The sequence below is a fragment of the Rhizobium sp. CC-YZS058 genome (genome assembly GCF_034720595.1).
Taxonomy (GTDB): Bacteria; Pseudomonadota; Alphaproteobacteria; order Rhizobiales; family Rhizobiaceae; genus Ferranicluibacter.
The window spans coordinates 770,001-791,146 of sequence record NZ_JAYESJ010000001.1; the positions used below are offsets into that span (position 1 = coordinate 770,001).

General features: G+C 63.8%; 18 protein-coding genes, 1 tRNA gene and 2 rRNA genes (1 of these 21 only partly in view). 7 read left to right on the forward strand and 14 right to left on the reverse strand.

What is annotated here, in order from left to right:
* The 3 genes from U8330_RS03775 to U8330_RS03785 form a co-directional block, all read left to right on the forward strand.
* Window positions 1-1,712: ribosomal RNA gene (locus tag U8330_RS03775) — 23S ribosomal RNA — on the forward strand; it begins 1,176 nt to the left of the window's first position.
* Window positions 1,713-2,016: 304 nt separating this feature from the next.
* A 5S ribosomal RNA gene (gene rrf / locus U8330_RS03780) occupies window positions 2,017-2,131 on the forward strand.
* 57 nt (window positions 2,132-2,188) lie between these two features.
* Window positions 2,189-2,265, forward strand: a tRNA-Met gene (locus U8330_RS03785).
* A gap of 407 nt (window positions 2,266-2,672) precedes the next feature.
* Here U8330_RS03785 and U8330_RS03790 read toward each other — a convergent pair.
* The 12 genes from U8330_RS03790 to U8330_RS03845 all read right to left on the reverse strand — a co-directional run bounded on the left by U8330_RS03790 (window position 2,673) and on the right by U8330_RS03845 (window position 14,341).
* The gene (locus tag U8330_RS03790) at window positions 2,673-3,584 is read right to left on the reverse strand and encodes an ABC transporter permease (protein WP_323103811.1); all 912 of its coding nucleotides are present in this window, start codon (window positions 3,582-3,584) and stop codon (window positions 2,673-2,675) included.
* A complete protein-coding gene (locus tag U8330_RS03795; RefSeq protein ID WP_323103812.1) occupies window positions 3,581-4,666 on the reverse strand; it encodes an ABC transporter permease in 1,086 nt (361 codons plus the stop codon). Before U8330_RS03795 ends, U8330_RS03790 begins: the two co-directional genes overlap by 4 nt.
* Window positions 4,663-6,204, reverse strand: a complete 1,542-nt coding sequence (locus tag U8330_RS03800) for an ABC transporter ATP-binding protein (protein ID WP_323107142.1) — start codon at window positions 6,202-6,204, stop codon at window positions 4,663-4,665. Before U8330_RS03800 ends, U8330_RS03795 begins: the two co-directional genes overlap by 4 nt.
* A 40-nt stretch (window positions 6,205-6,244) precedes the next feature.
* Window positions 6,245-7,342: a BMP family ABC transporter substrate-binding protein gene (locus U8330_RS03805; protein ID WP_323107143.1), complete on the reverse strand. Its 1,098-nt coding sequence runs from the start codon at window positions 7,340-7,342 to the stop codon at window positions 6,245-6,247.
* Between the two features lie 33 nt (window positions 7,343-7,375).
* Window positions 7,376-8,758, reverse strand: a complete 1,383-nt coding sequence (locus U8330_RS03810) for an amidohydrolase (protein WP_323103813.1) — start codon at window positions 8,756-8,758, stop codon at window positions 7,376-7,378.
* A 4-nt stretch (window positions 8,759-8,762) separates the two neighbouring features.
* Window positions 8,763-9,428: a glutathione S-transferase family protein gene (locus U8330_RS03815; protein WP_323107144.1), complete on the reverse strand. Its 666-nt coding sequence runs from the start codon at window positions 9,426-9,428 to the stop codon at window positions 8,763-8,765.
* 11 nt (window positions 9,429-9,439) lie between these two features.
* Window positions 9,440-10,285 (reverse strand): aromatic ring-hydroxylating dioxygenase subunit alpha, encoded by an 846-nt coding sequence (locus U8330_RS03820; protein ID WP_323103814.1) that lies wholly within the window; start codon window positions 10,283-10,285, stop codon window positions 9,440-9,442.
* On the reverse strand, window positions 10,282-10,905 hold the full coding sequence (locus U8330_RS03825; RefSeq protein ID WP_323103815.1) for a Rieske (2Fe-2S) protein: 624 nt from the start codon (window positions 10,903-10,905) through the stop codon (window positions 10,282-10,284). The genes U8330_RS03820 and U8330_RS03825 overlap by 4 nt, the downstream gene beginning before the upstream one ends.
* Before the next feature lie 170 nt (window positions 10,906-11,075).
* Window positions 11,076-11,306 carry an acylphosphatase gene (locus U8330_RS03830; RefSeq protein ID WP_323107145.1) on the reverse strand — a complete coding sequence of 77 codons (231 nt, stop codon included), beginning with the start codon at window positions 11,304-11,306 and terminating at the stop codon, window positions 11,076-11,078.
* Window positions 11,307-11,432: 126 nt separating this feature from the next.
* Entirely contained in the window at window positions 11,433-12,710 is a 1,278-nt protein-coding gene (locus U8330_RS03835; protein WP_323103816.1) for an L-fuconate dehydratase, read from the reverse strand.
* Between the two features lie 20 nt (window positions 12,711-12,730).
* Window positions 12,731-13,576, reverse strand: coding sequence for a fumarylacetoacetate hydrolase family protein (locus U8330_RS03840; RefSeq protein WP_323103817.1), 846 nt, complete (start codon window positions 13,574-13,576; stop codon window positions 12,731-12,733).
* Window positions 13,577-13,606: 30 nt separating this feature from the next.
* The gene (locus U8330_RS03845; protein ID WP_323103818.1) at window positions 13,607-14,341 is read right to left on the reverse strand and encodes an SDR family oxidoreductase; all 735 of its coding nucleotides are present in this window, start codon (window positions 14,339-14,341) and stop codon (window positions 13,607-13,609) included.
* 381 nt (window positions 14,342-14,722) lie between these two features.
* Between U8330_RS03845 and U8330_RS03850 the strand changes: the two genes are divergently transcribed.
* Both U8330_RS03850 and U8330_RS03855 read left to right on the forward strand, forming a co-directional pair.
* Window positions 14,723-15,532: an IclR family transcriptional regulator gene (locus U8330_RS03850; protein WP_323107146.1), complete on the forward strand. Its 810-nt coding sequence runs from the start codon at window positions 14,723-14,725 to the stop codon at window positions 15,530-15,532.
* A gap of 107 nt (window positions 15,533-15,639) precedes the next feature.
* Window positions 15,640-16,485: an amidohydrolase gene (locus tag U8330_RS03855; protein WP_323103819.1), complete on the forward strand. Its 846-nt coding sequence runs from the start codon at window positions 15,640-15,642 to the stop codon at window positions 16,483-16,485.
* 112 nt (window positions 16,486-16,597) lie between these two features.
* Here the strand turns inward: U8330_RS03855 and U8330_RS03860 are convergent, their stop codons facing one another.
* Complete coding sequence (locus tag U8330_RS03860) at window positions 16,598-16,993, reverse strand: helix-turn-helix domain-containing protein (protein ID WP_323103820.1); 396 nt, start codon at window positions 16,991-16,993, stop codon at window positions 16,598-16,600.
* Between the two features lie 81 nt (window positions 16,994-17,074).
* Here U8330_RS03860 and U8330_RS03865 point away from each other — a divergent pair, with 81 nt between their 5' ends.
* Together U8330_RS03865 and U8330_RS03870 are read left to right on the forward strand one after the other, a co-directional pair.
* Window positions 17,075-17,806, forward strand: coding sequence for an SDR family oxidoreductase (locus U8330_RS03865; RefSeq protein WP_323103821.1), 732 nt, complete (start codon window positions 17,075-17,077; stop codon window positions 17,804-17,806).
* A gap of 168 nt (window positions 17,807-17,974) precedes the next feature.
* The gene (locus U8330_RS03870) at window positions 17,975-19,537 is read left to right on the forward strand and encodes a D-aminopeptidase (protein WP_323103822.1); all 1,563 of its coding nucleotides are present in this window, start codon (window positions 17,975-17,977) and stop codon (window positions 19,535-19,537) included.
* 81 nt (window positions 19,538-19,618) lie between these two features.
* On the opposite strand, the gene U8330_RS03875 is transcribed toward U8330_RS03870, so the two are convergent.
* Complete coding sequence (locus U8330_RS03875; protein ID WP_416236812.1) at window positions 19,619-21,133, reverse strand: ABC transporter substrate-binding protein; 1,515 nt, start codon at window positions 21,131-21,133, stop codon at window positions 19,619-19,621.
* Between the last annotated feature and the right edge of the window lie 13 nt (window positions 21,134-21,146).

Sequence of the window (21,146 nt, forward strand, 5' to 3'; positions counted from 1 at the left end):
TGTTGGCTTAGAAGCAGCCATCATTTAAAGAAAGCGTAACAGCTCACTGGTCTAAATAAGGGGTTTTGCGCCGAAAATGTAACGGGGCTAAAGCCATGCACCGAAGCTGAGGCTGACGATCTTACGATCGTTGGGGTAGCGGAGCGTTCCGTAAGCCAGTGAAGGGAGACCCGTGAGGGCTCCTGGAGGTATCGGAAGTGCGAATGTTGACATGAGTAACGATAAAGAGGGTGAGAGACCCTCTCGCCGAAAGACCAAGGGTTCCTGCTTAAAGTTCATCTGAGCAGGGTTAGCCGGCCCCTAAGACGAGGCGGACACGCGTAGTCGATGGGAACCACGTTAATAATCGTGGGCCTGGTGGGAAGTGACGGATCGGGCAACTTGTGAGGGCTTATTGGATTGCGCCTTGCAGGGAACCGGTTCCAGGAAAGAGCCCCACCGTACAGACCGTACCCGAAACCGACACAGGTGGTCAGGTAGAGTATACCAAGGCGCTTGAGAGAACTGCGTTGAAGGAACTCGGCAAATTGCACGCGTAACTTCGGAAGAAGCGTGACCCCATTTTGGGCAACCAGGATGGGGTGGCACAGACCAGGGGGTAGCGACTGTTTATCAAAAACACAGGGCTCTGCGAAGTCTGTAAGACGACGTATAGGGTCTGACGCCTGCCCGGTGCTGGAAGGTTAAGAGGAGAGGTGCAAGCTTTGAATCGAAGCCCCAGTAAACGGCGGCCGTAACTATAACGGTCCTAAGGTAGCGAAATTCCTTGTCGGGTAAGTTCCGACCTGCACGAATGGCGTAACGACTTCCCCGCTGTCTCCAACGCAGACTCAGTGAAATTGAATTCCCCGTGAAGATGCGGGGTTCCTGCGGTCAGACGGAAAGACCCCGTGCACCTTTACTATAGCTTTACACTGGCATTCGTGTCGGCATGTGTAGGATAGGTGGTAGGCTTTGAAGCAGGGACGCCAGTTCCTGTGGAGCCATCCTTGAAATACCACCCTTATCGTCATGGATGTCTAACCGCGGTCCGTTATCCGGATCCGGGACAGTGTATGGTGGGTAGTTTGACTGGGGCGGTCGCCTCCGAAAGAGTAACGGAGGCGCGCGATGGTGGGCTCAGACCGGTCGGAAATCGGTCGTCGAGTGCAATGGCATAAGCCCGCCTGACTGCGAGACTGACAAGTCGAGCAGAGACGAAAGTCGGTCATAGTGATCCGGTGGTCCCGCGTGGAAGGGCCATCGCTCAACGGATAAAAGGTACGCCGGGGATAACAGGCTGATGACCCCCAAGAGTCCATATCGACGGGGTTGTTTGGCACCTCGATGTCGGCTCATCGCATCCTGGGGCTGGAGCAGGTCCCAAGGGTTTGGCTGTTCGCCAATTAAAGCGGTACGTGAGCTGGGTTCAGAACGTCGTGAGACAGTTCGGTCCCTATCTGCCGTGGGTGTAGGAATATTGACAGGATCTGTCCCTAGTACGAGAGGACCGGGATGGACATATCTCTGGTGGACCTGTTGTCCTGCCAAGGGCATAGCAGGGTAGCTATATATGGACGGGATAACCGCTGAAGGCATCTAAGCGGGAAACCCCCCTGAAAACGAGTATTCCCTGAAGAACCGTGGAAGACGACCACGTTGATAGGCCGGGTGTGGACGTGCAGCAATGCATGAAGCTTACCGGTACTAATCGTTCGTTCGATCTTGATCGTTCCCATTGCTTGTGCTCATCACCGCGCGCCGCGCGGCGATGATGCCATGTTATGTGCTCGCGCTGTCGCGGCCTTCGGCCGCTTCGCTGCGCACGGCGCGCCGGACGCCCGGCGGCTCGGCTCTGCCGGCTGCTGGAAAAATCCGGCACGCGCTTGCGGAGCCTCCAAACGGCTCCCTCGCCACTGCCATACCAACGACGTGTTCAAAACCAGCGATTGCCGACTGGCGAATACCCTATTCGCACTGCGCACTTCGCACTTCGCCCCAAATCCAGCTTCTCGAAAAACACTTGCCCTTAGCCGACCTGGTGGTCATCGCGGGGTTCCCCCACCCGTTCCCATTCCGAACACGGCCGTGAAACGCCCCAGCGCCTATGGTACTTCGTCTCAAGACGCGGGAGAGTCGGTCGCTGCCAGGTCTGCTAAGCGCAAGTCATCCAGTCTTCTCATCACATATCCCCAAACCAATCCCATTCCGCGGGGTGGAGCAGCCCGGTAGCTCGTCAGGCTCATAACCTGAAGGCCGCAGGTTCAAATCCTGCCCCCGCAACCAAACACACCCAAAACACCAAAAGCCCCGCTCGCTCTCGCCGACGGGGCTTTCCTGCGTTTCGGGAAAAGGGGGGCGCTGGAAGGAACGCGCGCAGTCGACGACGTTTTTTAATTTCCGCCGCTCATAAAGACTTTCCGTTCGAGGGAACACAGCAGCGTTGGGCCGCTAAACGGAACCGGGCGGTTACGGCTTCCGCTGGCAGTAGGTCGAGCCGAAAATTTACATAAACCTGTCATTGAACATGCGTCACTGATGGATGCTGTAAGGCCTCCGTCTGCGGTTGGTATCCAGATGAAGGAACCGCAAACCGGAAATGAAGCCTGCGGCCGGCGGAGTGCTCTTCGGTCAGTCCGAGCGTGTTCGAGCACGAGACCGCCTAGCTGAAGCGTCGTTGTTGTTCTTGTCTCCTACCGCTCGAACGGCTCGCCCAGTGAAGCGACGCCGTTGAGTTTGAGGAGGCGTTTGTTGGCGGAGATGATGCCGAGGACGATGATGGTGATCAGGTAGGGGAGGCTGGACAGGAGCTGCGAGGGCAGCTCGACGCCTGTCGCCTGCGCCGCAAGGCTCATCAGCGAAACGGCGCCGAACAGGCAGGCGCCGAGAAAGATGCGGCCGGTCAGCCAGGTGCCGAAGACGACCAGCGCAATGGCGATCCAACCACGTCCGGCAATCATGCCATCGGCCCAGAGCGGCGTATAGACGACCGATGCATAGGCTCCGGCAAAGCCGGCCAGCAGGCCGCCAAAGGCAATTGCAGCCAGGCGAACACCCTGAACGGAATAGCCGATCGCATGGGCAGAGTTCGGGTTTTCGCCGACAGCGCGGATGACGAGCCCGGTCTTGGTAAAGGCGAAGCCGGCCCAGATCGCGAGCGTGAGAGCCAGCGACAGCCAGACGACGAGGTCCTGGCTGAACAGCCCGCCGACGACCGGCAGGTCGGAGAGGCCGGGGAGGGCGATCTTCGGCAGGCCCTTGACCGTCAGGCTTTCATAGGACTTGCCGAACAGCGCAGAGAGGCCCTGGCCGAGAATGCCGATCGCAAGGCCTGTGGCGACCTGATTGGCGCGAAAGCCGAGCGCGACCAGCGCGAAGAGGAGCGAGAGGAGCACGCCTGCCAGGCCCGCGGCCAGGAAGGCGAGCACATGGCCGCCGCCATGATAGACGATGATGAAGGCGACCACCGCGCCCAGCGCCATCAGACCCTCGACGCCGAGATTGAGCACGCCGGCGCGCTCTGCCACCAATTCGCCGAGTGCCGCCAGCAGAAAGGGCGTGGCGGCAGCCAGCATTCCGGCAAGGATGAAGTCGACCGCGCTCATGCCGGCCTCCGGTCAAGGGGGGTCGGCCATTCGAGCCGGTAGCGCACGAAGGCGACGGCGATGAGATAGGCAATCAGCAGGCTGCCCTGGAACACCCGCACCGCTGCGATCGGCAGTTCGGCCGAGACCATGGCCGTGTCGCCGCCGATATAGAGAACGGCCATCAGCAGGGAGGAGACGAGGATGCCGAGCGGATGCAGCCCGCCGAGATAGGCGACGATGATTGCGGCATAGCCGTAACCGGTGGAGATCGACCGTTGCAACTGGCCGATCGGTCCGGCCACCTCGGCCGCGCCGGCAAGACCCGCCGCGAAACCCCCGATGAGGAGCGACATCCAGATCGCGCCACCCTCGCTGAAACCGGCATAGCCGGCCGCGCGCGGCGCCAGGCCGCCTACCTGCAGCCGATAGCCCATGAAGCTCTTCTGCATGAAGACATAGGCGGCAAGCGACAGCAGGATCGTCAGAGGGAAGGACCAGTTGACGCGGGTGCCATCGATCAGGATCGGAACCATGGCGTCATATTGGAACATGACCGATTGGGGGAAATTGAAGCCGTTCGGGTCCTTCCAGGGGCCGAGCAGAAGATAGTTGAGCACCTGTGCGGCAACGAGGCTCAGCATCAGCGAGACGAGGATCTCGTTCGCATTCAGCCGCACCCGCCAGAAGGCGGTGATCGCCGCCCACAGCGCGCCGCCGACCGCGCCGGCCAGCAGCATGGCCGGCCAGATCCAGCCGCCGGTTGCCGCCGGATACCAGACCGGAATGGCGGAGGCGAAGATGGCGCCCAGAATGAACTGACCCTCCGCGCCGATATTGAACACCTTGGCGCGGAAGCCGATGGCGAGCCCCTGCGCGATCAGCAGCAAGGGCCCCATTTTCAGGAGAACTTCGGAAAAGGCGGCCCAGCTGAGAAAAGGGTCGAGCAGCATGGCATGAAACACCGCAGCGGGGCTGCGGCCCATGACGGCGTAGAGCGCGAGGTTGAGGAGCGTCGCGGCGGCGAGGGCGGCGAGCGGTGCGAGCAGGGTGGCGGCCAGCGATGCGCGCTCGCGGCGGACGAGATGCGGGACGGTTCTCATGCGATGCCCTTTCCGCCGGCGGCTTCGGCGCCGGGCGTCGTTGCCGCGCCGATCATATAGCGGCCGATATCCTCAAGGCGCGTTTCGCGGGTGATCAGCGAGGGGCTGAGCGCTCCGTCATGCAGCACCTGGATCCGGTCGCAGATTTCGAAAAGCTCCTCGATTTCTTCGGACACGACGAGGATCGCCATGCCGTCATTGCGCAACGCAATCAGGCGCTGGCGGATGGCGGTGGCGGCGCCGATATCGACGCCCCAGGTGGGCTGGGCGAGAAAGAGCAGCTTCGGAGCCAGCATGATCTCCCGCCCGACGATGAACTTCTGCAGATTGCCGCCCGACAGCGCGCCGGCTTCCGCCTCCACGCCGGGCGTGCGGACATCGAAATCGCGAATGCAGGTCTCGGCGAAACGGTTCGCTTCGGCGCGGTCGATGAACCCCTGTTTCAAGAGCCCAATCGGATGGGCGGTCAAGAGGCCGTTCAACGACAGGGAGAGTTCGGGCACGGCGCCGTGGCCAAGCCGATCCTCCGGCACGAAGGCAAAACCCAGGCGCCGGCGCTGTGCAGCACCAAGCCGGCCGACATCCTCGCCCATCATGAAAATACGGTCCTTGGCCTCCCGGCCGAGGCGGGTTTCGCCGGAGATGATCGCGGAAAGCTCCGACTGCCCATTGCCGGATATGCCGGCAATGCCGAGAATCTCGCCCGCCTTCACCTCCAGCGTCACGCGTTTCAGCGCGACGGCGAAGGGATCCTCCGGCCGGTGGTCGAGGCCGATCAGCTCCAGCCGTTTCTCTCCGGTCTCCATCGCCACTGCCGGGGGAATCTCCGGCATGTCGCGCCCGATCATCATCCGGGCGAGGTCGTGGGCGTCATGGGCGCGTGGATCGACATGGCCGGTCACCCGGCCGGCCCGCAGGATCGTGGCGCGGTCGCACAGCGCCCGGATTTCCTCGAGCTTGTGGGAAATGAACAGGATCGAAACACCGCCATCGCGCAGGCGCCGCAGCGTTGCAAACAGGGTCTCCACCGATTGCGGCGGCAGCACGGAGGTCGGCTCGTCGAGAATGATGAGCTTCGGATCGGTCATCAGGCAGCGGATGATCTCCACCCGCTGCCGCTCGCCGACCGAGAGGGCATGAACATGGGCGAGCGGATCGACCTCGAGGCCGAAATCCCGGCCGAGGCTCCGCACGCGCGCGACGAGATCGCGCTTGCGCCCGGGAACGACGAGAGCGATGTTTTCCACCACCGTCAGGGTCTCGAACAGCGAGAAATGCTGGAACACCATGCCGATGCCCTGTCGGCGGGCTTCGGCCGGGGAGCTGAGCCGGAGCGGCTCGCCGCGCCAGGTCACGCTGCCTTCGTCGGGCGCCTCCACGCCGTAGATCAGCTTCATCAGGGTGGACTTGCCCGCGCCGTTCTCGCCGAGGATCGCATGGATCGAATGGTCCGCCACGTCCAGATCGATCGCCTGGTTGGCGTGGATCTGGCCGTAGCTCTTCGACAGGCCGCGAAGCGAGAGCAGCGGGGGCCTCAGGCCCACCTCCGTGTTGGCTGGATCTGGCATGGAGGTGCGATCACTTCGGCAGCGGCGTGGTAACGCCCTTGACGTGCCAGTCCATGGCGACGATCTCGCCGTCCGTCAGCGTCTTGCCGGCCGGCACGCCGTCCGAGCCATCTGCCTTGGCGATCGGGCCGGTGAAGGGCGAGAAACTGCCGTCGGCAATCTTGGCTTCGGCCTCCTTGATCTTGGTCATGTTCTCGGCGGGAACGGCCGTGTTCCAGTCGACCACGGCCACCACCTTGTCGCTCATGCCGAGGAAGGCGTTTGCGCCCTTGAAGGTGCCGGCAACATGGGCATCGACGGAGGCCTTGAAGAAGGGCGACCAGTCGGTGGCGACGCAGCCGAGATAGGTCTTCGGCGCATAGCTCTTCATCGAGGAATTCAGGTTGAAGGCGTAGACGCCCGCCTCTTCGCAGGCGGAGATGACGGAAGGGGTATCCTGGGCGTTGGAGAAGATCACGTCGCAGCCCTGTGCCATCAGCGCCTTGGCGGCTTCCTGCTCCTTGGCCGGGTCAAACCAGGAATTGACCCAGACCACGGAGACCTCGATCTCGGGCTTGACCGCCTGGGCACCGAGCGTGAAGGCGTTGATGGAGGTTATGAGCTCGGGGATCGCGAAGGCGGAGACGGAGCCGAGCTTGTTGGACTTGGTGAGCGCGGCGGCCGCCATGCCCATCAGATAGGTGCCCTGGAAATATTTGGCGGCGAAGGGCGAGAAGTTCGGGGCGACCTGGAAACCGGAGGCGTGCAGCACCGTGACGTCTCTGTTGCGTCGGGCGATCTGCAGGCCGCCATTCTGGTAGCCGAACGAGCCGGCGATCAGCACCTTGTTGCCGTCGGCCACCGCCTTGTTCATGATCCGGTCGGCATCCGGACCCTCCGGGATGTTTTCGAGGATCGTGACCTTCACCTTGTCGCCATAGGCAGCCTTGATCGGCTCCAGACCGGCGGCCAGCGCATGGCCCCAGCCGACATCGCCGATCGGCGAAGGCACGACGAGCGCGATACCGAGCGGTTCGTCGGCGGCGAGCGTGACGCGGGCGCCGATGGCGCTGGCAAGGCCTGTCAGTGCGACGCCCTTGAGCAGCGCGCGGCGGTTGATGGCGGTGATCATGTTCGTTTCCCTCTTTTGGTTCTTCTGGTTTTACAGATCGATGGTGGCGAGCGCGGCTTCCGCCTCGGCAAAGAGCTTGCCCTCGTCGAGGCCGGTAAATTCACCCTTGGCCCAGACGATGCGGCCATTGATCATGGTCATGTCGGTCGGCGCGCCGATGCCGACCTTGGCGATCAGGCTCAACGGGTCGTGGCGCGTGCCGACATAGTCCATGCGGCGGGTGTCGATGGCAAAGAGATCGGCGGCCATGCCGGGGGCGAGACGTCCGATATCAGCCCGGCCGAGCATCTGCGCGCCGCCCGTCGTCGCATAGCCCAGGAAGTCGGCCGGAGGCGGGACCGGGTGGGCGCGGGTCTGGGCGACGAGGCATTGCAGCATATAGGCCGAATGAATGCAGTGCATCAGGTTGGAATTGTCGTTGGACGCCGCCCCGTCGCAGCCAAGTCCGATCGGAACGCCGAGCGCGCTCATGGCCGGGATGTCGGTCACCTCGGCGCCGACGAGATAGACTGGCTCCGGACAATGGGCGACACCGGTGCCGGAAGCGGCCATGGTGGCCAGCTCGTCATGTGTTAGCTCCCAGCAATGGGCATAAAAGGTGTCCGGCCCGGCAAAGCCCATCTCATGGAGGTAATCGACCGTTCGGGCACCGTGGCGCGCGAAGATGACCGGGCTTTCGCCTTCGCCGACATGGGTGTGCAGGCGCACGCCCTTGTCGCGCGCGAGACGGACGGATTCCGCGAAGGTCTCGCGGTAGCCATTGACCGGCTGACAGGGGGCGACGACCACCTGGCGCAGGCTGAAGGGCGCATCGTCGTGATAGGTCTCGATCAGCCGGGCGCAATCGGCGATGAATTCGTCCGTCGTCTCCCGCATCTCATCCGGAATGGTTGATCCTTCCGATTTCGGCAGCGAGTTGCCGCCCCGTCCTGCGTGGAAGCGCATGCCGAAGAGATCGGCCGCTTCGAACTGCCGGTCGATCAACCGCTTTCCGGCATGGCGCGGAAAATTATACTGGTGGTCGAAGGCAGTGGTGCAGCCATGCTTGATCATCTCGGCCATGGCCGTGACCGAGGAATGGTAGAAGCAATCCTCCGTCAGCCGGGCGAAGATCGGATAGATGCGATCCAGCCATTCGATGACGGAGAGTTTCGTCCAGTCGAGCTCGGCGCGGTTGCGCACGAAGCACTGGAAGAAATGATGGTGCGTGTTCACGAGCCCCGGATAGACGAACCAGCCGGTGGCATCCGACACCTCGGTTCCCTCGGGCAGGGGCTGTAGGCCGGCGAGATCGGTGCCGATCGCCTTGATGGCCTGGTTCTCGGTCAGAAGATCGACATTGCGGCGGACGAAGGGTCCCGTCCCATCGTTGAGAATGACGGCGGCGCAGTTCTTGAGGAGATGCCCGGCCATCGGATCAGGCTTCCACGGTTTCTGGCGTTTCGTGCGGATCCGGCTTCAGCTCGTGCAGGCGGTGGATGCCCGGCATTTCGATGAAGCCCTCCAGCGCCCGCACCGCCCGCATCCAGAGGCGGATCGAGGGGTAGGCGTCGAGCGAGACGCCGCCATCCGGCGCCAGCGCGACATAGGGGAAGCAGGCGATGTCGGCGATCGTCGGCGTGGGACCAGTGAGGAAGGGCTCGGCCTTCAGCCGCTGTTCGAACAGCGCCGCTTCAAGCTCGCGCAGGGCCGTGACGCCGGATGCACGCAGCGTGTCGACCGCGCCGGGGCGGTGCAGCATTTCATGCAGCCGTGCGCCGCCAAGGCTCGCTGTCAGCCGGGCCGAGAAAGCCAGCCACTGTTGGATGCGGGCGCTCGTTGCCGGATCGCCTGGCCCGAGAAAGGCCGGTGCGGCGTGGGCAGCGAGATAGACGAGGATTGCGGAGGATTCGGTCAGCACCAGATCGCCATCGACGAGGATCGGGATGGAGCCGGCCGGATTGAGGCTCATCAAATCGGGGCCGCGATGTTCGGCGCCGGGATGGAAATCGACCGCCCGCAGCACCAGCGTGACGCCGGCCAGCGCCGCCATCAGGCGCGCCTTGTAGCAGCTTGGCGAGAGGATGTAGTCGTAGAGAACCATGGACGGCGCGGTCATTGGGCCACCAGCTGCGCGCCATAGGTGAAGCTGTGGCGCTTCAGCCAGCGGCGATAGGCGACGGAGGTCAGGTCGGCCCGCGTCGGGATTTCCATGCCCGGATCGAGCGGCAGGCGGCGCGGGATCTGGTTTTCCAGAATCGAACGGTCCTGCAGGAAGATCATCTGCTGGAAGTGGATGAGATCGGTCATCGGCGTCTCGTCGTCGAACAGCGCCATCCAGGGCCAGACGTCGCAGAGTTCTTCCGTCAGCGGCTGCACGAAAAGCGTGATCACGTCCCACTCGCCGGGGCGGGGCGGGCAGGTCTTGTAGAGAACGGAGCAGGTCGGCGCCGGTACCCGGTACATATATTCCGTGGTGATGCCGCCGCTTGCCGATTTGGCGGCTTGCGGCTGATAGAACTTCACCTGCGTCGCCCAGACCTCGTCGGCGTCCTCGCGGATCTCCACCTTGTAGTTCTCGACCTCCGTGTGCGGTTCTGCGCCAAGGATATCGGTGTGGACGAAGGGGAAATGGGCGATGTCGAGAAAATTCTCCACAGCCCGGAGCGGCGAGCAGCGCACGCGCACCACGCCGACATCGACCATGCGCCGGCCCGGCTGCTCGGCTTCCGGAATGTCGAAGAGCGGCTTGGCCGGCTGGCCGAGCGAGGACCAGACATGGCCGTAGCGTTCGGTGACGGGCAGGGCGCGTCCCTCGGCCGTGGCAACGGCGGCCGTGCCATCGGCGCCACGGGCGACGCGGATCGTCTCGCCCATCAACAGGGTTTCGCGGCCTTCGGAGCGGAGCTGGCTTAAAAGCCCGACCGGGTACCATTGGTCGATCATAGCGTTGCTGGTCATGCGGCATCTCCGCTGCGTGCGGTTTCGGTCTGTCGGCGCAGGGCTTCCAGCGCACGCGAGGCGGCGATCTTTTGCGGATCGGTGGCGGTGGCCGGGACGAGCAGATGCACGAGGGTCATGCCCGCTTCGCCGGATGGAGCGGTGAGAAGCCGCGCCGCCGTGCCGGCGATCGTTCCATCGAACTGCAGGGCCAGCGTCTCCGGCATGCCGGCGATCGTGACGCTGCGCAGGCCGACGAAGCCGTCATGGGCCGGCGCATCGCCCGCATCCTCGCTCTCCGTCACCCAGATGATGCCGTCCCGCTCTTCTGTCCGGTAGGTCGCCACGCGAATGGCCTCCGGCGGCTCCAGTCCCGGATGGGCGGGGATGGCGAGGCAGCGTCCGCTCTTGCCGTAGCGCCAGCCGTGATAGATGCAGGAAAGCGCCTCGCCGCGCACGAAGCCATGGGAAAGCCGCATGCCGCGATGCGGACAGCGATCCGCAACGGCTAAGACTGCGCCCCCCTGCGCGCGCCAGACGGCGAGCGAGGCAGAGGCCAGGCGAGCTGGAAGGACCGACGCTGGTGGAAGATCCGCCGAAAGAGCGACGGGGGTCCAGACGGAAGCGGGATCCAGAGACATCGTGACATTCCAAGGCATTTCGAAGCGGCAGTTCGGGCGCGCTGGCCAGAAGGGTCCGGCGACGTCCAGGCGCACGTTTGCATAATATTTCTGCAGGCGCAATGATGGCTAATATTTACGCACAAGCCTTTTTTCCGGCGAGCCGAAACGATGCCCTTCAAGGCTGTGTTTCAATGGGCTGCCACAGCGTCCGCGCGCTGGATGTCCTCCACCCAGACCGAGATGGGGCCGAGCGAGCAGCCCATTTCCAGCGCATCGATCAGCTCCACCGGGCCCATGACCGTCAGTTCGATGCGCGCCTCGTCGGCATGGTCGACCGTTTGGCGGATGCCGAGCTTGGCGGAATGGCGGCGGATCCAGGGCAGGAAGCGCGCGACGTCCAGCCGACCGGTGATGATCATCCGCTCGGTGCGAATCGGCGCGCCGTTGTCGAAGGGCGTTTCCGGCGCAGGAAACTGATGATGAGACAGGACCATGACGGGCTCGTAACCGGTTCGTTGACGCGAGGAGGGGCGGAGCTCGGTCTCTCAGCGCTTGAAGGTGTACTGCGCAATCGATTCGGGTTTCATCTCGATCGAGAAGCCGGGTTTGCTGGGTGGCATATAGGCGGCATTGTGGATGATGCAGGGGTCGAGGAAGTGCTCGTGCAGGTGGTCGACATATTCGATCACGCGCCCGGTTTTCGTGCCGGAAACGGCGATGTAGTCGATCATCGAGAGATGCTGCACATATTCGCACAGGCCGACGCCGCCGGCATGCGGCCAGACCGGCAGCTCGTATTTCGCCGCCATGAGAAGCACGGCCAGCACCTCGTTCAGCCCGCCCATGCGGCAGCTGTCGATCTGGACGATATCGATCGCGCCCTCGGCGATGAACTGTTTGAACATGATGCGGTTCTGGCACATCTCTCCGGTTGCCACCTTGACCGGTCCGATCGCCCGGCGAATCCTGGCATGGCCGGCGACATCGTCGGGACTGGTCGGTTCCTCGATGAAGAACGGCTTGGTGAAGGCGAGCCTGTTGACCCACGCGATCGCCTCGTCCACCTCCCACACCTGGTTCGCGTCGATCATCAGATAGCGGTCGGGTCCGATCACCTCGCGCGCGATGGTCAACCGGCGAATATCGTCTTCGAGATCGCGGCCGACCTTCATCTTCACATGGTTGAAGCCGGCGTCGATTGCCTCCTGGCAGAGCCGGCGCAGCTTTGCATCGTCGTAGCCGAGCCAGCCGGCGGAGGTCGTGTAGCAGGCATAGCCCTCGGCTTCGAGCACCGCGATCCGCTCCGCCTTGCCGGGTTCGGCACGCGTGAGAATCTCGATCGCCTCGTCCCGGGTCAGCACGTCGGTCAGGTAGCGATAGTCGACGATGTCGGCGATCTGCTCCGGGCTCATCTCGGCAACAAGCCGCCAGACCGGTTTGCCGGCCTCCCTGGCCAGAAGATCCCAAACGGCATTGACGACGGCGCCGGTTGCCAGGTGCATCGCGCCCTTGTCCGGCCCGATCCAGCGCAGCTGGCTGTCGCCGGTCAAATGCCGCCAGTAGCGGCCGGGATTGGCGAGAATGCTGGCGAGCTCGGAGCCGACGACGAGGTGGCGCATGGCTTCGATCGCCATGCAGCAGATGTCGTTGCCGCGCCCGATGGTGAAGGTCAGCCCATGACCCGCAAGCCCCGGCCGGTCGGTTTCGAGAACCACATAGGCCGCGGAATAGTCCGGATCCGGATTCATGGCATCCGAGCCATCCAGGCTCTGCGAGGTCGGGAACCGGAGGTCGTAGACCTTGAGGTCGGTGATGCGGGTCATGGGAGGATGCCTTTGTCTCGTCAGATGTCAGCGCGGGCGGTCTGCTTCTGCGTACCCAACCCGTCGATGCCGAGTTCGATGACATCGCCCGGCTTCAGATAACGCGGCGGCTTCATGCCCATGCCCACACCCGGCGGCGTTCCGGTGGAGATGATGTCGCCCGGCTGCAGCGACATGAACTGCGAGAGATAGGAGACGAGATGGGCGACACCGTAGACCATGGTCTTGGTCGAGCCATCCTGCATGGTCTCGCCATTGACCTTGAGCCACATGGAGAGGTTCTGCGGATCCGGCACCTCGTCCTTCGTCACCAGCCAGGGGCCGGTCGGGCCGAAGGTGTCGCAGGATTTGCCCTTGGTCCACTGGCCCTGGCGCTCGATCTGGAAGGCGCGTTCGGAGACATCGTGGATGGTGCAATAGCCGGCGACGTAATCGAGCGCGTCCGCTTCGCTCACATATTTCGCCGTGCGGCCAATAACGATGCCGAGCTCGACCTCCCAGTCGGTCTTCTCCGAGCCGCGCGGGATGATGAGGTCGTCGTTCGGGCCGGAAATCGCCGAGGTTGCCTTCATGAAGATGATCGGCTCGGACGGCACGGTGGCGCCGGTTTCGGCGGCGTGGTCGGAATAGTTGAGGCCGATGCAGATGAACTTGCCGGTGCCGGCAACGCAGGGACCGAGGCGTGGATCGCCGTCGACGAGCGGCAGGCTCTCGGGATCGACCGCCGCCAAGGTCTCCAGCGCCTGCGGATTGATGGCCGCTCCGGCGATATCGGAGACATGGGCGGACAGGTCGCGGATCACGCCATTGCGATCGACGAGGCCCGGCTTTTCGGCGCCGGCGGCGCCATAACGAACGAGTTTCATGATGTCCTAGTCCTTGGGCAAGAATGCAGGTTAGATGGTCCAGCCGCCGTCGATGGCGCAGGCCTGGCCGGACGTATAGGTGGCGCCGGCCAGATAGACGGCGAGATCGGCGATTTCCTCCGGCGTTCCAAGCCGCCCCATGGGCTGGCGTGCGATGAAGGCAGCCCGTGCCGCCTCGTAATCGCCCTGCGCCCGCATCCGGCCTTCGAGCGAGGGGCTCTCGACCGTGCCGGGGCAGATGGCATTGCAGCGGATGCCTTCGGCGACGTAATCGGCGGCGATCGCCTTGGTCAGGCCGATCACGGCCGCCTTGGTGGTGCCATAGGCGAAGCGGTTCGGCACGCCCTTGATGCTCGAGGCGACCGAGGCCATGTTGATGATGGCGCCGTCCTTGCGGGCGAGCATGCCGGGCAGAACCGCACGGATGGTGCGGATCATCGCCTTGACGTTGAGGTCGAAGGCAAAATCGAGATCCTTGTCCGGCATGTCGAGAATGCTGCCGCCATGTACGACGCCGGCGCAGTTGAACAGCACGTCCACCTGTCCGATCTCGGCGACCAGCGCCTCGACCGCCGCCGTATCCAGGACGTCGAGCCGATGGGTTACGATCCCGCTCTCGCCGGCAAGCTCCGACAGAATCTCCACATTGATATCGGTGGCGTGAACCGTGGCTCCCGCCGCGGCAAAGGCGAGCGCCGTGGCCCGGCCAATGCCTTGCGCGGCCGCGGTGATCAGCACCGTCTTGCCGCCGAGTTTTGTCGTCATCGCTTTGGTCCTCATCGTTGTCGTCATTGCGTCAGAAGGCTGTGGTCTGCGGCTGGATGGCCCCTGCTTCGCTCACGCTTCTCACCGTTCGTTCGCCCGGCCCCGAACCTCTCCCTCAAGGCGCGCCGAACAAACCGTAAGCGATCACAGTCATGGGTGAAAGCGTGGTGTCGATGATCGATGCGTCTCGCGGCGCTTCGATCCTCCTTTCGCTGATCGCTCCCCGCCAGGAAGAAGTCGGTCTTCCGTACTCCCCCTCGGTTCAGTCTCTTTCTCCCTCTCTCTCACATATGGGAGGCTCATTCATTTACAAATCGCAACTCGCACAGGTCGTCAAGGCCTGCCATTGTTGCCTCGCCGCCGGCCTCTTCGTATATGAAGATGACGATTTATCGGGGAAACGAAGCCGTGGATGCGGAAGACGATCGCTACCGTGCGCCGGCGCTCGACAAGGGCCTGGACATTCTGGAGCTGCTCGCCAGCGTCGATGGCGGTCTGACGCAGGCGGAAATTGCGCGAAAGCTCGGCCGCAGCCCCAACGAGTTCTACCGCATGCTCGATCGTCTCGTCCGGCGCGGCTACATCACGCGGATCGATGGCGACCGCTATTCCCTGACGCTGAAGCTGTTCGGACTGGCCCAGCTCCATGCGCCGACCCGCCGGCTCGCGTCCTACGCAACGCCGCTGATGCGCGATCTCGCCCAGCGCAGCCGCCAGGCCAACCAGCTGGCGGTGTTCGACCGCGGGTCAGCCGTCATCATCGCCCAGCAGGAGGCCCCGGATTATTGGGGAATCTCGATCCGGGTCGGCTCGCATGTCAGCCTCTTCGACACCGGCTCCGGCCATGTGCTGCTGGCCTTTCGCACGCCGGGCGAGCGGGAGATGATGATTTCGGAGCATGTGAAGAGCCGGGAGGAGGTGACGCTGACGCCGGATTTCTACGCACGGCTCGACGACATCCGCCTGCGCGGCTACGCGATGATGGCCTCGGCCCAAATCGCCGGGGTCTACAATCTTTCCGCGCCCATCCTCGGTCCAGACGGCAAGGGGATTGCGGCGCTTACCTGTCCCTATATCAGCCTCGTCAACGCGCCGAACGCCCCGGACATCACGACGACGATCTCGATGCTGTTGAAGACCGCAGCCCAGCTGTCGCTGCTCGCCGGATCGGACATTCCACAGGATAGCTGAGGCGTGCGCCGCATTATCGGAATGCGATAGCTGCCGCCATTCTTCTTATTTGAACGTCTCGTTTCCGTGTGAGATAGAGGAGAGCGCATACGGGGGGAGCCGGTCCAATGATCATCGACACGCATCTTCATCTCATCGACCGGTCGGCTCTGTCCTATCCGTGGCTGGCCGATGTGCCGGCGCTCGACCACGATTATCTCTACGAGACCTATCGCCTGCAGGCTCAGCGCGCGGGCATCGTCGCCAGCCTGCATATGGAAGTGGATGTCGCGCCCGGCGATATCGAGCGGGAAACGGACCATGTCGCCCAGCTCGCCGCCGCACCGGGCAGCCTGATCGCCGGCGCCATCGCCTCCTGCCGCCCCGAAGAGGCGGGCTTCCCGGCCTATGTCGAGGCGCAGCGGCAAAACCCCTTCGTCAAGGGGCTGCGCCGCGTGCTGCATGTCATGCCCGACGATCTCTCCGAGAGCACGCTCTTCCGCGAGAACATCAGGCATCTCGCCGGTGCCGGGCTGACCTTCGATCTCTGCGTGCTGCCGCGCCAGATGAAACAGGCGATGGCGCTGGTCGATCTCGTCCCCGACTGCGTCTTCATCCTCGACCATTGCGGCGTGCCGGACATTCAGGCCGGCGACGACGCGCTCTGGCGCGCCCAGGTGAGCGAGATGGCGCAAAGGCCGAATGTCTTCGGCAAGATTTCCGGCGTCGTCGCCTATGCTGATTCAGAGCGCTGGACGGCCGACACGCTGCGCCCCTTTGTCGAGCATACGATCGGGGCCTTCGGCTGGGACCGCGTCGTCTGGGGCAGCGACTGGCCGGTCTGCACGCTGGGCGGCGGACTTCTGCCTTGGGTGGCAACCACCCACGCCCTCCTCTCCGGCTGCAGCCTCGCCGAGCGCGACGCCCTGCTGAGCCACAACGCAATCCGTCTCTGGAACCTCTCGATCTCGTAGAAAGGTCGGCTGGCCGCGATTGGTTCAGTCGCATGCGGTCCGAGACCGGGACGGACATGTCGTCCCGGCAGCAGCAAAGTCGCTCCTTGTCAGCGGCACAGCGCGCGTCGTCTCACCGCCGATCCTCACCCCTCTCGTCATACTGTTGAGCGGCTGCGTCGATGCGGGTGCCGTTTGCTGCTGCCCAGGCGCACAGGGCCTCGAAGGGTTCGCGCAGCGAGTGGCCGAGGGGGGTGATGGCATATTCGACGCCGACCGGCTGCGTCGGCAGCACGGTTCGGGTCACGAGGCCGTTGCGCTCGAGCCGTTTCAAGGCGTCGGCCAGGGCCTTGTGGGTAATCCCGTTCAGGCGGCGCTTGATTTCGTTGAAGCGCGAGGGTTTGGGGCAGATTACCGTCAGGATCAGGATCGTCCATTTGTCGGCGATCTTGTCGAGCACGGGGCGCAGGGCCGCCATGTCGCGCAGGGCGCAGTCCGAGAGGGCTTGGAGGTCGGTATAGTCGTCCATATCTAGTCTACTTCAGGTGCGTAATTGATACCAGATTTATGACGTATATCATATCGGGACCATCACTCGAAAGGATTTCCGATGGCTCGAATGCAGAACAAAGTCACCCTGGTCGTTGGCGGCGCCAAGGGTATCGGATTGGCGATCGCGCAGCGCCTGGCCGGGGAAGGGGCGACCGTCTTCCTCACCAGCCGCCGAAAAGACGATGCCGATCAGGCGGCCGCGCGCCTCGGTGGACATGCGACCGGCATTGCCGCCGATGCCAGCGTTCCGGAAGACCTCCTGGCGGCGGTCGACACTGTGCGGAAGGCGCGCGGGCGGATCGATGCGCTCGTTCTCAATGCCGGTCTCTCCGAGCCGGCCGAAATCGAGGCCATTACGCCGGAGCATTTCAATCGTCACTTCGACGTCAATGTCCGGGGCATGGTGTTCGGGCTGCAGGCGGCCCTTCCTGCCATGGGCGAGGGGGGCTCGGTCGTTCTTGTCGGCTCGATCGCCGACCAGGGCGGCTTCGCCTCCTACGGCACCTATGCGGCCACCAAGGCGGCCGTGCGCTCCTATGCGCGGACCTGGACGGCCGAGCTGGCGCCGAAGGGGATACGCGTCAACGTCGTCGCTCCCGGTCCGACCGATACGGAGATGATGGCGGCCGTGAGCGAGGAGATGCGCGCGACGCTTGTCGCGCCGATTCCGATGAAGCGGATGGCGCGGCCGGACGAGGTGGCCGCTGCCGCGCTGTTCCTGCTCAGCGACGAGGCGAGTTACATCGCCGGCGCCGAACTCTGCGTCGATGGCGGCCTGCGCCAGGTCTGACCGGGGCGCGAAACGCTGTTCCGGCCCGGTCGGCCGGAACAGCACCTCCCTGGCAGGCAGCAGGCCGAGCCTTCCCGCCGCGCAAACCCGCTTTCATCGGCATATCGTTCGGCGGAGGAGTTCGCTAAGATCTTCGCATTGTTTCTCTTGCGAAATCCGAAGGACGTCATGACAGCGATCGATATTCAGGGCCTGGAGCGGGCCGCGGCCGAGCTGAGCCAGAAAACGCATGGGCTGGGCGGGGTGATCGGGGTCGTGAAAGAGGGCGTGGTCGTGCTGCGCCACGGCTGGGGATATGCCAATCCCAAGCAGCACAGGCCGATCACGCCCGAGACCCGCTTCCCCATCTGCTCGATCAGCAAGCAGTTTACCTGCGGGGTGCTTCTCAGCCTGACCGACGATCTCGAAAAGTTCGACGCGCGCATCGCTGCTCATCTTCCCGCCCTGCGCACGCCCCTGCCAAGCACCCGGGACCTTTGCAACAACCAGTCGGGCTTGCGCGACTATTGGGCGCTGACGGTGCTTCACGGCGCGGATGCGGAAGGGGTCTTCCGGCGGGAGGATGCCAAGCCGCTGTTTGCGCGCATGCGGAGCACCCATTTTAAACCGGGGCATCAATATTCCTATTCGAACGGCAATTTCCGCATCCTGTCGGACATCATCGAAGACCATGCGGGCCGCTCCTTGGGCGAACTCTACCGCGCCCATCTGTTCGATGCGGCGGACATGCCGACAGCCGAACTTCTGCCGGACACGACGACCCCTGCCGATGGCCTCGTCGGCCACGAAGGCAACGAGGCCGTCGGGTATTTTCCCGCGACAAACCGGATTTTCTGGACGGGAGATGCCGGCATTTCGGCCTCGCTCGACGACATGCTGGCCTGGGAGCGCTTCATCGATCGGACCCGGGACGACGAGGCCGGGATCTACCGGCGCCTTGCCCGGCCGCAACGTTTCGCCGACGGGCGGGAGGCACCCTATGGCAACGGCCTGGCCCATGACCGGATCGGCGAGATCCGCACCACCGGGCATGGCGGCGCGCTGCGCGGCTTCCGGGCGCACCGGCTGCACGCCGCGTCCGAGCGGCTGTCGGTGGTCGTGCTCCTCCATCACGAAGGCGATGCGCACGGCGCCGCCCGGCGTCTCATGGGGGCAGCGCTGGGGCTGGGGGCGCAGGACGAGAAGGGCGCGCCGGCAGAACAAAACTGGAAGGGGCGCTATCTCGATCCGGATACCGGCCTGCTGCTCACCCTTTCGCCCGGCCACAGCGGCCTCAAGGCCACCTATGCCGGCGGGGCCGAGCGGTTGATCGTGACCGATGCCGATACGGCGCGCTCCGCATCGATGACGCTGTCCCGGCGCGGCGACGAGATCACCTACGAACGCTGGCGGGATAATCTGCGCGGCGTTGCGAAGCGGGTTGGGGGCGAGGCGCGGCCGGACATTGCCGGGCGCTATCACAGCGACGAACTCGACGCATCGTTCGAGATCGTCGAGACCAATGGGGTCTTCCACGGCTTTTTCGAAGGCTTTCTCGGCAGGGGTGAGATGACCTCTCTGCAGCCGCGCGGCGCCGATGTCTGGACGCTGCCGTGCCGGCGTTCCATGGATGCACCCGCCCCGGGAGACTGGACCCTGCAGATCGAGCGCAGCGCCGATGGCGCGGTCAGCGGCGTGACGCTCGGCTGCTGGCTCGCCCGCAACGTGGCGTACAGCCGCATCGGACGATAAACCATTTCGCCGAACGAGAAATGCCCGCCCGGATGGTCCGGGCGGGCATGGTCGATCGTGTGATCCGACCTCGCGGCGGCGTCAGTTCTTGACGGTATCTTCCAGGAAGAAGCGGCCGAGCGGGTTCTGGTAGAAGTTCTCGACGTTCTTGCGCGAGACGTTGATGAAGGGGCTGTAATAGAGGTCGATCCAGTTTACGTCGGCCTTCGCCATCTTCTGGATGTCGATATACATCTGCTCGCGCTTGGCAGGATCCATCTCCAGGCGGGCGGCCGCCACCAGATCCTTGACCGTGTCGTTCTTGTAGCGCGTCATGTAGTTCATATTGCTGTCGTGACCGACGACGAAGGTGGTCTTCTGGTCGGGATCGAGGATGTCGTTGGTCCAGTACATGACCGACAGATCGTATTCGCCTGCGACCAGCATGTCCCAGGTCTGGCTCGGATCCATCTTCTGCAGGTTGACGGTGATATCGGCCTTTTGCAGCTGCTGCTGCAGCAGGACCGCGATCTGTTCGTCGACCTCGTTGCCGGCATTGACGAGATAGTTCAGCGTCAGCCCGCTGACGCCGGCGGCGGACAGCAGGCTCTTTGCCTTTTCCGGATCATAGGGCCGCTGCAGATTGTCGGCATAATGGTAGAGCGCACCCTTCGGAATGAAGGAATAGGCGACCTCGCCCTGGCCGAAGGTGACGGTGTCGACGATCGCCTTCTTGTCGATCGCGTAGTCGATCGCCTCGCGGACTTCCTTTTTCGCAAGATCGCCGTGCTCATGATTGATGAGCAGGTGATCCTCGCGGGTCGAGGTGTCGAAATGGACGGTCAGGTTGGCGTCCTTCTTCAGCTCTTCCACGCGCGAGAAGGGCACGAAGATCGCCGCATCGAGCTGGCCGGCCTGCACATTGAGCATGCGGGTGTTGTCGTCCGGGACCGAGATCCATTCGACGCCATCGAGCGACACCCGATCGGCCTGCCAGAAGTTCGGGTTCTTCTCCAGGATCACTCGGTCGCCGCGCCGCCATTCCTTAACGACGAAGGCGCCGGAGGCAATCGGGTTTTCGGCATAGGCGTCCTCGCCGAGCGATTCGAGGCCGGCCTTGGAGATGATGGAGGCGCCGGGCATGGCAAGCGTCGACAGGAACGGCGCGGACGGGCTGGAAAGCGTGACCACCAGCGTCTTCGGATCCTTGGCTTCCGCCGTCTTGATGACCTTGTAGGAGTCGCGCCAGAGCGAGCCTTCGTTGTCGCGAATGCGGGTGAGGCTGAACACGGCATCGTCCGCGGTGATCGCGCTGCCGTCGGAGAACTTCGCATCGCGAAGCGTGAAGCTGTAGGTCAGGCCGTCTTCGGAGACCGTCCAGCTTTCCGCCAGGCCCGGTTCCAGCTTGGTGCCGCTCTTGTCGACCCTGACCAGCACGTCATAGACGTTGGAAAACACCCAGAAGTCGATGTTCTGCGCGGTCTTTATCGGGTCGAAGGTGGTGGAGTCCTCCCGACGGCCGATGGTCAGCACGCCTGCGGCTTCAGCGAGGCTGGCGCCGAGCGAGAGCGAGGTCATGACGGTGACCAGGCCGATTTTCATCCATTTGTTGAGCATGTTTGCTGTCCCC